Annotated in this window: 8 protein-coding genes; all 8 read right to left on the minus strand. The window is 74.4% G+C overall.

Annotated elements, in window-relative coordinates; translation table 11 throughout:
* Positions 1–59: 59 nt before the first annotated feature.
* The 8 genes from ACI79V_RS05010 to ACI79V_RS05045 all read right to left on the minus strand — a co-directional run bounded on the left by ACI79V_RS05010 (position 60) and on the right by ACI79V_RS05045 (position 11,603).
* A complete protein-coding gene (locus tag ACI79V_RS05010) occupies positions 60–4,247 on the minus strand; it encodes a PKD domain-containing protein (RefSeq protein WP_456887337.1) in 4,188 nt (1,395 codons plus the stop codon).
* Positions 4,248–4,518: 271 nt separating this feature from the next.
* On the minus strand, positions 4,519–5,193 hold the full coding sequence (locus tag ACI79V_RS05015) for a hypothetical protein (protein WP_456887338.1): 675 nt from the start codon (positions 5,191–5,193) through the stop codon (positions 4,519–4,521).
* Complete coding sequence (locus tag ACI79V_RS05020; protein WP_456887339.1) at positions 5,190–5,939, minus strand: CDP-alcohol phosphatidyltransferase family protein; 750 nt, start codon at positions 5,937–5,939, stop codon at positions 5,190–5,192. Before ACI79V_RS05020 ends, ACI79V_RS05015 begins: the two co-directional genes overlap by 4 nt.
* Positions 5,936–7,201, minus strand: coding sequence for a DUF1972 domain-containing protein (locus ACI79V_RS05025; protein ID WP_456887340.1), 1,266 nt, complete (start codon positions 7,199–7,201; stop codon positions 5,936–5,938). Before ACI79V_RS05025 ends, ACI79V_RS05020 begins: the two co-directional genes overlap by 4 nt.
* 148 nt (positions 7,202–7,349) lie before the next feature.
* Positions 7,350–8,687 carry a sugar transferase gene (locus ACI79V_RS05030; RefSeq protein ID WP_456887341.1) on the minus strand — a complete coding sequence of 446 codons (1,338 nt, stop codon included), beginning with the start codon at positions 8,685–8,687 and terminating at the stop codon, positions 7,350–7,352.
* Between the two features lie 339 nt (positions 8,688–9,026).
* Entirely contained in the window at positions 9,027–9,584 is a 558-nt protein-coding gene (gene pth / locus ACI79V_RS05035) for an aminoacyl-tRNA hydrolase (RefSeq protein ID WP_456887444.1), read from the minus strand.
* Positions 9,585–9,685: 101 nt separating this feature from the next.
* Entirely contained in the window at positions 9,686–10,390 is a 705-nt protein-coding gene (locus ACI79V_RS05040) for a 50S ribosomal protein L25/general stress protein Ctc (RefSeq protein WP_456875000.1), read from the minus strand.
* Between the two features lie 232 nt (positions 10,391–10,622).
* Complete coding sequence (locus ACI79V_RS05045) at positions 10,623–11,603, minus strand: ribose-phosphate diphosphokinase (RefSeq protein ID WP_456874999.1); 981 nt, start codon at positions 11,601–11,603, stop codon at positions 10,623–10,625.

Raw genomic sequence — 11,603 nt, forward strand, 5'->3', positions numbered from 1 at the left:
CGGGACGACCTCACCCCCGGCGGTGACCCGCCGGGGGTGAGGTCGTCATCGCCATGGGGTCACGGCGTGGGCGGTGCCTGCCCCGTCTGGCCGACCCACAGGTCGTCCAGGCGGAGGTCCTGGCGACGGGTGGCGCTGCTGGAGGTGTACACCTCCAGGGACAGCGCACCCGGCCGCTGCAGCGCGGCGGTGGTGTCGGTGGCGGTCACCGTCCACGCCGCCGGCTCGGCCGTGCCCGCCGGCCAGACCTTGGCCCGCAGCGCCGTGCCCTCCAGCTCCAGCCGCACGGTCAGCGCCGTGCCCGGCGTGTACGTGCCGGTCAGCCGCTGGGAGGCCAGCACCGTCTCCGCACCGTCCATCGTCCGGTCCAGGCGGACGTCGACCACGCCGGTGCTCTGGAAGCGCACCGTGACCCGCTGGTCGGTGGTGCCCACCTTGCGCCCGCTCAGGGACACCCAGGACCCCGTCCCCGTCGCCGCCTGCGGCAGCGTGACCTCCGCCTGCACCGACACGTCCTGACCGGACACCGTGCCCAGCGTCGCGGCCACCGTGCGGCCGATGCCGCCGCTGAGCTGACCGGCCCCGCCGGTCACCGACGAGATCGCCGAGCTGCCGGTCACCGTCCACGCCCCGCCGCGGTCGGCGGTGCCCCACCCGGAGGTGACGCTCCGCTCGAAGGCGTCCGCGGCCACCGGCTGCACGCCCGGCTCGGGCGCCGGCGCGGTCACCGTGACCTGCCGGGTGACCGTGCCGGTGGCACCGTCGTCGTCGGTGACGGTCAGCCGCACCGTGTAGGTGCCGGCCGCCGCGTAGGTGTGCGAGGCCGTGGCGCCGGTGCCGGTGGCCCCGTCGCCGAAGTCCCACGCGAACCCGGCCACGGTGCCGTCGGTGTCGGCCGACGTCGAGCCGTCCACCGACACCCGCAGGTCCGCCACCGAGGTGGTGAACGCCGCCGTCGGGGCCGCGTTCGGTGCCGGGTCGACGACCGTGCCGGGCCGCTCGGCGCGCAGGTTGTCCAACCGGACGACCTGACCGCGCGTGGCGGTGCCCGACGTGTACACGTCCAGGAACAGCGCACCCGGCCGCTGCAGCGCGGCGGTGGTGTCGGTGGCGGTCACCGTCCACGCCGCCGGCTCGGCCGTGCCCGCCGGCCAGGCCTTGGCCCGCAGCGCCGTGCCTACGATCTCCAGCCGCACGGTCAGCGCGGTACCGGGGGTGTAGGTACCGGCCAGACGCTGGGTGGCCAGGATCGTCTCCGATCCGCCGATCACCCGGTACAGGTAGAGGTCCGTCTCACCGGTGCTGCGGAACCGCAGCGTCGCCCGGTAGTCGTCGCCGGCCACCTGCCGACCGCCGAGGTAGACGTAGGTGCCGCCTCCGGTGGCCGCCTGCACCAGGGTCAGGTCGGCCTGGATCGCGACGTCCTGCGCGGACACCTCACGGAGCGTGGCGCTCACACCGCGGCCGATGCCGCCGCCCAGCTGGCCGGCGCCGCCGGTCACCGAGGAGACGTTCGAGCCGCCGCCCATCGTCCACGCCCCGCCGCGGTCGGCCGACCCCCAACCGGAGGCCACCTCCCGGCCGAAGGCGTCGGCGGCGATGGACCCCGCACCGGCCGGCGCCGGAGCCACGGTCACCTCCCGTGAGGCGTTCGCCGTCGCGCCGTCGTCGTCGGTGACGGTCAGCCGCACCGTGTAGGTGCCCGCCGCGGCGTAGACGTGCGAGGCCGTGGCACCGGTGCCGGTCGCCCCGTCGCCGAAGTCCCACGCGTACGTGCTGACGGTGCCGTCGGCGTCCCGGGACGACGTTGCGTCGACCGCCACGGTCAGGTCGCGCGCAGCCGCGGTGAACGCTGCTGTCGGCGCGACGTTCGGGGCCTGGCCGGTCCGGCCGGCGCTGTCGTGCGCCGCCACCCGCTCCGCCGAGAGGGCCGTCGGGTAGACGGCGACCTCGTCGATCTGGCCGGCGAACCAGTCCAGGCCGCTGGCCCAGCTGCGGTCGCCCCCGACCCGCCAGTAACCGGTGATCGGGTCGGCTCGGACGACATCGGCACGCCTGCCGACGAGCTGCCCGTCCACGTAGAGCGACAGGCCTGCAGGGCCGAGGCTGCCGGCCACGTGGTGCCATCGTCCGTCGTTGTACGCGCCGCTCGTGGTGATCGTCTGCCCGGCGCCGTTGTAGACGCCGAAGGACACCCGGCCCTGCGCGTCCATGTAGACGTGCCGGTCGTACAAGGTGCTCAGGCCGGTTCGGGCGTTGCCGAAGCCGACGATCTTCCCGCCGGCGCTCGAGGTGGTCTGGAACCAGGCCTCGACGGTGAACACCTGCGGGCTGACCACGGCCGTCTGCGTCGCGAGTGACCCGGCGGAGGTCCCGTTGAAGCGGTAGGCCCGGTCGGTGTCACCGGCGATCGCGCCGGTCTGGTTGCGCGTGACGCCCGTGCTGACCGTCATGTCCTGCGCCTGACTGCCCAGCCGGTCGTATGCCAGCGACCCGGACGTCTCTCCCAGTGGCCAGTGGCTCTGGGCGCCGTCCGAGGCGACCACCTGCGCGTACGGGCGGTCGGCGCTGCTGTTCGAGGCGCCCACGGTGGCCGTCGCCCAGGTGGAGGTCAGCCGGTTGCCGGCCGGATCGCTCGCGACCACGACGTAGCGGTGGGATCCGGCGGCGGCGCCCGTGTCGGAACAGCCGTAGGTGGGCAGCTGCCACCACTGGGAGGGGCGGGTGACCTGGCAGACCGGGGTGCCGGACTCGGCGTCCCGGTACACCCGGTAGGTCAGGTGCTCGTTGTCCCGGTCGTGCACGGCCCGCCACGTGATGCGGACGGCTCCGGGGAGCATGGTGACGGTCGGCGCGAAGGTGCCGGTCGCCCGGGGGGCGACCCGGTTGGGCGCCGAGGACGGGACGGCGAAGCGCACGAGTCCCTGCTGCTCGGAGCCGTTGACGCCCGGGAACTCGCCGCCGTAGACGACGTAGTCCCGGTTGCCGGTCACGGACCACCCAGCCTGGTACTGCTGGGTGTAGGTCCCGGAGTAGAAGGTGGGGTACCAGGGCAGCACCGACGGCGCCGGCTTGCCCGCGAAGTTCTGGTTCCTGATGGTGGCGGTGCCCACGGTACCGGCCGGGGCGAGCGAGAGACTCGTCCCGAACATGTTGACCCGCGGGTCCTGCTCGGGGAAGCCGCCGATGTTGCTGCAGGCGTGGGCGTGCGTGGCGTGGTAGACGACGCCGTTGACCGCGAACGCGCTGTAGGTGTCGCCTCGGCAGTCGTTGATCCAGCGGACCGCGCCGCCGTCCGCGGCTGCGGCGAAGGAGCCCTCGAGGTTGCCCGGGCCGTAGAAGTCGTATCCCGTGCCGTAGACGTTCGTACCGTCGGTGCTCAGGCTCCAGATCGCGGAGTTGACGCCCTGGTTGGTGATCAGTGAGTTGACGGCGAAGGGCCGGGTGGCGCCGGTGGCGCCGTCGAGAGCGCCCACGCCGGTCGCCTTCACGCCGTTGAGCGAGTCGAAGCGGCCGGCGACGACGACCTGGCCGTTGCTGCCCGCGACCACCATCGCCAGCACGTAGTTGCTCGTCTGCGCGTTCTTCACCGGCTCGTTCGGCAGCCAGTTGCCCGCCGTGGACCCGACGCCAGGGCGCGGAGCCCAGGGCAGCAGAGCCCCGTTGCTCGCCGACACGGCGGCCAGGCGCTCACGGGCGGTCGACCCGACGGCACTGAACTCACCGCCGAGGTAGACGGTCGAGTTCGTCGCCGCGACCGCGCGCACGGTGCTGTTGGCCGCCGGACGGAACGTGCTCACGAGCTGGCCGGTCGCGGTGTCGTAGGCGGCGATGCGCGAGCGTGCCTGACCGTTGGCCTGGGTGAAGGAGCCCCCCACGTAGACGCGGGAACCGTCGGGCGACGCGGCGAGCGCCAGCGCCTGCCCGTTGAGGTCCGGCGCGAAGGAGGTGATCAGCGCGCCCGTGCGGATGTCGTAGGCGAGCATGTTGTTGCGCACCGTCTCCTGCGTGCCGGGCGCGGCACCAGCCGGGCGGGCCCGCGTGAAGCTGCCGGCCACGTACACGGTGTCGCCGACCACGAGCTGCGCCCAGGCGACCCCGTTGATCTGCACGGTCGGCAGTGGATCGGCCGTGACCGTGGTCGGTGTGACGGGGTTGGACGGGTCCAGGGGAGCCGAGTCGGCCCGGGCGATCCCGGGGACCAGCACCGCCCCGACCACTCCGGTGACCATCAAGAAGGCGACCACGGCCGCCAGCAGCGACCTGGGCCCAGCCGCGAAACGTTCAGACATCGAAGTACTTCCCCCGCTCATCCCGTGGTGCCGGCCTGCCGTGCTGACCGGCAGGCGGACACTAAGCGTGACGACCAGGTCGGTGGCATCCCCTGATGCGGTGACACAGCGTGACACGAATGCAGTGAGGCGGGCCCTTGTCTCACTCAACGTGAGGCCACGACGAACGACCGCAGGGTCCCGGCCGAACGGCCGGGACCCTGCGTGACGACGTGCTCGGTCGCGATCAGGCGGCCGAGCCGGTGAAGACGGCGTAGGGAGCCCCGGGCTGGTAGCCCACGGAGACGGTCACCGTGTCGCGCGTCTCCGTGGGTACACCGAACACGTAGACGCCCTCGGCGGTCTCCCCCGGTTCCAGCATCCCGGCGACCGAGGCGGCCGACGGGTCATCGAGGGGCGACCCCGGCACCCGCTCGGTGCCGTAGCTGAGGTCGACGGCCACACCGGACAGGTCGACCGCGTCTGCCGTCCGGTTGTCGAACCGGACGGTGATCCGCAGTGCGGGCCCTCCCACGTTGCCCGGACCGAGACCGCTGCCCTCGATCGCCTCGATGCCCTCGAGGGTGACCGCGACGTCGTCGTCCACCGTCACGGAGCTGTCCAGCGGCACCGGCGGCAGGCCGGGCGGCAGCTCGTCCGCGTCGGTCGTCGGCCCCGTCGGCTGGGGGGTGGCCGGCGGCGGCTCCGCAGGACCCGGCGTCGTCGGATCCGACGCGGTGGTGGGGACGGCGGCCGATGACGTCGCCGCCGCGTCGGTCCCGCCGGGTCCGCCGTCGTCGCCTCGGCCGCCGGTCAGGAACAACGCGGCCACCGCCAGACCGATGGTGAGCGCGGCGGCGGACCAGGCGAGGAGCCGCCCCCGGCGGACCCGCCCCGTCGTCTGGTGCGTGGAGGTGCTCATCGTGGCAACCTGCCCATCTCTCGGAACCACTTGACCGACCCCAGGGCCAGGTGCCCCGCCGTCGCCAGGAAGAGCGTGGCGTAGACGGACAGGAAGACCGCCGGGTTGCCCCACAACAGGAACGACAGGGCGAGGACGCCGTAGTCGGTGGGGAGCGACAGCAACGACCGGCGCAGGGACGGCGTCGCCGTCGACGGCTGCGCGCGCGTCGCGACCCCGTGCTGGGCGCGCAGGGCCTCGTTGAGCAGCATCGCGAAGAACAGCACACCGTCGGCGATGCAGTAACCGATCGGGACCAGCAGCAGCGGTCCGGCCTCGGCGGCCACGAACCGGTACAGGGCGACCAGCACGGCCAGGTGGAGGGCCAGCAGCTTGGCCGCGTCGACCATGTGGTCGAGCCACTCCCCCGCCGGCGACCCGCCACCGCGCAGCCGGGCGAGCTGCCCGTCGGCGGCGTCCAGGGCGTAGCCGAGCACCAGGCACGCAGCCACGGCCAGGCCCACGGGCACCGAGGGCGGCACCAGCACGACCAGCGCGATGCCCGTGGCGGTGAACGCGGCGCTGACCGCGGTGACCGCGTTGGGCGTGAGCCCGGCGTGGAACGCCATCCCGGCGAAGAGCCGGCCCAGCGGCCGGTTGACGAACCGCGAGTAGGCCGGTGCGCCGGCGACGCCCTTCTGCGCAGCGGCCAGTCGGCGCAGCGTCGTCCGCAGGTCCGCGGTGGGGTGCTGGACGGTGGCGGTCACTGCTGGGCCGCCGGGAGGTCCTCGAGTCCCCACTGCACCGGCGGTGCCGGCGGGCGCAGCGGCACCACGTCGGCGACCCGTGCCGAGACGTCCCGCCGGCCGGGCGGCAGGTCCGCGTCGGTCGGCCTGCGCCGGCCGCTGGGGCGCCGGCGGGGCACGTCCCGCGCGGCCAGGCGCCGGGCGAGCTGCTCGTAGCCGTCGGCGACCTCGTCCCAGTCGTAGCGCGCGGCCAGGGCGCGGGCCCGGCGGCCGGCCCGGCGGGTGCCCTCCGGGTCGGCCTCGACGGAGGCGATCTGCCGGGCGACGTCCTGCGGCGTGCGGAAGAAGCGGCCCGAGTCGCGGACGACCTCGCGGTTGAAGTCGACGTCGTAGGCGGTGACCGCCGCGCCGGCGCCGATGGCCCGCAGCAGCGAGGGGTTGGTGCCGCCGACCGAGTGCCCGTGCAGGTAGGTGGCACAGTGGGCGTAGAGCTGGTCGAGCAGCTCCTGGTCCCAGACGCCGCCGAGGAAGCGCACCCGCTCGTCGGCCAGCGCGTGCACCCGCCGGGTGTAGGCGTCGGCGTAGGGCGCCGACCCGACGACGACCAGCGGCTTGGCGGCGTCGCTGGCGACGTAGCCCTCGACGACGACGTCGACGTGGTTCTCCGGCTCGAAGCGGGCCACCACCAGGTGGTAGCCGCCGGGCTCGAGGCCGACCTCGGCCAGCTCGTCGGAACCGGGGCTGATGAGCGGGGCGCCGTAGGTCAGCAGCGTCGTGGGGGCGCCGAAGGCGGTCCGGTAGTACTCGGCGATGCCCTCGGCGTCGGCGATGAGCACGTCCGACCAGCGCACCGCCAGCGACTCGGCGACGCGGTAGTACCGCCGGCCCACCGGCCCCCACTTGGCCCGCTTCCACTCCAGCCCGTCGACGTGGGTGGCGACGGGGATGCGGGCGGCGCGCACGGCCGGCAGCAGCGGGGCGTTGGCCGCGTTGAACACGATCGCGGCGTCGGTGCGGTGGGTGAGCAGGTGCCGGACCGACAGCGCGGTGTGGCTGAGCGTCTCCAGCGACCGGCGGTGGGCGGCCGGCAGGTGCACGAGCTCCATGCCCAGGTGCTCGGCGGGCGGCGCCTCGGCGACACCCGGGGACGTGCGGCAGTAGACGACGACCCGGTGCCCGCGGTCGGCGAGCCTGCGGCCGACCTCCTCGACCGCGGTCTCGAAGCCGCCGTAGCGCGCCGGCACGCCACGGGTGCCCACCAGGGCGAGGCTCAAGCGGTCCATCGGTCGCGTCCTTCCGTCGGTGCGGAGCAGGAGACGGTCGGCCCGCTCCGCGCACAACGGCGCGGACCGACGGTAGGGAGCGGAGCGGTCCCCCCTCCTCCCCCGTCCGGGTGGGACCGGGGTGAGAGCAGGGGGACGACGGCGGCCGCTAGTAGGCGCCCGAGCGGCTGAGCACCGCGCGGAAGGTCTTGACGAGGATCAGCGCGTCCAGCGCCAGCGACCAGTTCTCGACGTAGCGCAGGTCGAGGCGGACCGACTCCTCCCACGACAGGTCGCTGCGCCCGGAGATCTGCCACAGCCCGGTGAGTCCGGGCCGGACCAGCAGCCGCCGGCTGACCGAGGAGTCGTAGCGCGCGACCTCGCGGGGCAGCGGCGGCCGCGGGCCGACCAGCGACATCGAGCCGCCGAGCACGTTGAGCAGCTGCGGGAGCTCGTCGAGGGACAGGCGGCGCAGCCAGCGGCCGACGCGGGTGACCCGGGGGTCGGTGCGCATCTTGAACAGCAGGCCGTCGGAGATGTTCTGCTCCTGCAGCGCGTCGACCTGGCGGTCGGCGTCGACCACCATGCTGCGGAACTTGAGCATGGTGAACCGCCGGCCGTTCACGCCCACCCGCTCCTGGCGGTAGAGGACCGGGCCGGGGCTGTCGAGCCGCACGGCCAGCGCCAGGGCCAGCAGTAGCGGCGCCAGCACCACCAGCGCCAGGGCCGCGGCGACCCGGTCGACCCCTCCCTTGACCAGCCGGCCCCAGCCGCCGAAGCGCGGCTGCTCGACCGAGAGCAGGGGCAGCCCCTCGAACGGGCGGATGTGCAGCCGCGGGCCGGCGACCTCGATCAGGCCGGGCGCGACGAGCATCTCGACGCCGGTGCCCTCCAGCTGCCACGACAGCCGGCGGAGGTACTCGGCGGCGGTCTCACTCGCCGAGGTGACCGCGACGGCGTCGGCCCCCAGCCGCTCGGCGGTCTCGGCGACGTCGTCGAGGCCGCCGACCGGGACGCCGAGCCGGTCGGCGACGCGGGCCCGGCTCTCCGGGGTGACGCAGGCACCGACGACCTGCAGCCCGGCGTACTTCGCCCGGGTCACCGCGGTGGCCAGCTCGACGACGGCGCCGCCTCGCCCGACGAGGACGACCCGCTTGGTGCAGGCGCCGCGGGACTGCCGCCGGCGCAGCGCGCACCGGGCGGCGTAGCGACCGACGAGGGTGAGGAGGGTGAGCACGGGCACGGCCGGCAGCACCAGTGCGCGGCTGAGCTCGAGGTCGCCGGCGAAGGAGACGACACCGGCCAGTGCGAGCAGCAGGAAGCCGGCCCGGCCGACGCGGCGGTACTCGTCGCTGCCGGTGCCGAACACCCGCTCCTCGTGGGCGCCGGTGCCCAGCAGCAGCAGCGGCCAGGCGAGCACCAGCCCGGCGGCGGTCAGCAGCGGCGCGGAGCCGGGGGACGGCTGCGCCGCGAGCACCCCGGCACAGGCGGTCAGGGCGGCGGCCACGTCGAGGCCGTGCAGGGCCGCGGAGTAGCGGCCGGCCCACCGGCGGGCGGGCGCCCGCCGGACGGCGGGCAGGCCAGCAGCGGAGGCGGGGGCCCGACGCGGAGTCGGGAGCGTCGGCGTCGAGCTCCCCGGTCCGGTCGCGTGGTGGTGGTCCAGTAGCACGTCTCCCCCTCGTCACTCCCCGTGCGCACGGGGAACAGAGGTCACGCTCGGTGCGCAATGCCTTCGCCGCGCCCTGCGTGCTGCTCCCCCGACGCTCGGAGAACACTCACAGAGCGTGACAGGAGGGTCAATGCGGAGAGTGACTGTTCACCCGAAGGAGGAGACGCGGCGGGGGACTCAGCTGCGCGGGTGGACGACGTTCTGGGCCGCCTCGAGCCCGCGCGCCACCAGCTCCTCGGCGGCGTCGGCGGCCTCGGCGACCAGCAGGTCGAGCTCCTTGCGCTCGGTCGCGGAGAAGTCCCTGAGGACGAAGTCGGCGGGGTCCTGGCGGCCGAGTGGGCGGCCGATGCCGACCCGCACGCGCAGGTAGTCGCGGGTGCCCGTGGAACGGCTGATCGAGCGCAGGCCGTTGTGCCCGCCCTCGCCGCCGCCGCGCTTGAGCCGGACCGCGGCGAAGGGGAGGTCGAGCTCGTCGTGCACGACGACGAGGTCGGTGGCCGGCAGCTTGTGGTAGTCGAGCAGCCCGCGCACGGGGCCGCCGGACTCGTTCATGTACGTCGTCGGCCGGGCCAGGACGACGCGGCGCCCGGCCAGCCGGCCCTCGCCGGCCAGCGCGCGGGCGCGGGCGCCCTTCCCGGCGGCCAGCCGCACGCCGGCGCGGGCGGCGAGCTCGTCGAGCACCATGGCGCCGACGTTGTGCCGGTTGCCGGCGTAGCCCGGACCGGGGTTGCCCAGCCCGACGACGAGGAAGGGTCCCTCGGAGGGGAGGGACGCCGCAGGGGCGCCGGCGGGTGCGCCGGCGCCCCTGCGGGACGTGCTCTCGGTCAGCGGGGACCTCAGCTGTTCTCGGTCGACTCGATCGACTCGCCGCCGCCCTGCGCCATGGGCTCGGGGACGACGTCGCCCTCGCCGACGCCCTCCTCGGCGGGCGCGGACTCCTCGCGCTCGATGCCGGCCTCGGCCTCGGCCTCGGCGAGCTCGGCGTCGAGCTGCTCGGCGGTCGGGGCGGCCATGACGTTGACGACCAGGGCCTCGGGGTCGGTGAGCACGGTGGCCCCGCCGGAGAGGGTCAGCTCGCCGGCGGTGACGCCGTGGCCGGCCTCGCGGCCGGTGACGTCGACCTCGACGGTCTCGGGGATGGCGGTGGCGGGGGCCTCGACCGAGACGGTGTTCAGCTCGACGCTGACCAGGGTCTCGGAGGCGGCCTCGCCCACGACGGTCACCGGGACGTCGACGGTGACGCGCTCGCCGCGGCGGACGACGAGCAGGTCGACGTGCTCGTGCACGCGGGTGAGCGGGTCGCGCTGGACGGACTTGGTGAGCGCGAGCTGCTCGGTGCCGTCGAGGACGACGGTGATCAGGGCGTTCGTGCCGCCGTTGCGCAGCGCCGCGGCGAACTCGCGGGCCGGCAGCGACAGGTGGACGACGTCCTGGCCGTGCCCGTACAGGACGGCGGGGATGCGGCCCGCGCGGCGGGTCCGGCGGGCGCTGCCCTTGCCGAACTCGGTGCGGGCCTCGGCGACGAGGCGGAAGTCAGCCACGGTGGTGTGCTCCTCTGGTGGATCGGCCGGTGTGCCGGCGGCCGCGCGCGGCACACCCACTCGGAGCACACGCACGTCGATCACGGAGTCGGACGGACCGCTCCCTCGCCGGGCGCTGCCATGCTACCCGGCCGCCGGCCGGGTGACCGCGGCCAGGTGCCGTCCCCTGCTGCGCTGGGCCCTCCCCGTCCGGCCTCGGGACGCCCTCCGGGCCCCCGCTCGGCACGGACCGTCAGCTGGCGCCGCCGAAGAGGCTGGTGACCGAGCCGTCCTCGAAGACCTCCTTGATCGCCCGCGCGAGCAGCGGGGCGATCGACAGGACGGTGAGCTTGTCGAACTGGCGGGCCGGCTCGATGGGCAGCGTGTTGGTCACGATGACCTCGCTGATCTTGCTGTTCTTCAGCCGGTCGACGGCGGCGCCGGACAGCACCCCGTGGGTGGCGCAGACGATGACGTCGGCGGCGCCGGCCTCGAACAGCGTCTCGGCGGCCTTCACGATCGTGCCGCCGGTGTCGATCATGTCGTCGAGGAGGATGCAGACGCGGCCCTCGACCTCGCCGACGACGCGGTTGGCGACCACCTCGTTGGGCCGCATGGGGTCGCGGGTCTTGTGGATGAAGGCCAGCGGGACACCGCCCAGCTTGTCGCTCCACCGCTCGGAGACCCGGACCCGCCCGGAGTCCGGGGACACGACCGTGATGTCGCGGTCGCCCCACCGGTCCTGCACGTGGCCGCTGAGCAGCTCCAGGGCGAACAGGTGGTCGACCGGGCCGTCGAAGAAGCCCTGGATCTGGGCGGTGTGCAGGTCGACGGTCATGAGCCGGTCGGCACCGGCGGTCTTGTACATGTCGGCGACCAGGCGGGCCGAGATCGGCTCGCGGCCGCGGTGCTTCTTGTCCTGCCGGGCGTAGGGGAAGAACGGGGCCACCACGGTGATCCGCTTGGCCGAGGCGCGCTTGAGCGCGTCGACCATGATCAGCTGCTCCATGAGCCAGGTGTTGATCGGCGCGGTGTGGCTCTGCACGACGAAGGCGTCGCAGCCGCGCACCGACTCCTCGAACCGCACGAACAGCTCGCCGTTGGCGAACTCGTAGGCCGCCGTCGGCGTCGGCGTCACGCCCAGGTGGCCGGCGATCTCCGCCGCCAGCTCCGGGTAGGCCCTGCCGGAGAAGAGCATCAGGCTCTTGCTGGTGGTCTGCCGGATCGCGCTCAT

Source organism: Geodermatophilus sp. SYSU D00700 (genome assembly GCF_054050255.1).

Bases quoted from the DNA above. Each gene is read 5' to 3' on its own strand.
- ACI79V_RS05015 (WP_456887338.1), bottom strand. From the start codon at position 5,193: ATGAGCACCTCCACGCACCAGACGACGGGGCGGGTCCGCCGGGGGCGG.
- ACI79V_RS05025 (WP_456887340.1), bottom strand. From the start codon at position 7,201: ATGGACCGCTTGAGCCTCGCCCTGGTGGGCACCCGTGGCGTGCCGGCG.
- ACI79V_RS05045 (WP_456874999.1), bottom strand. From the start codon at position 11,603: ATGAGCGCGATCCGGCAGACCACCAGCAAGAGCCTGATGCTCTTCTCC.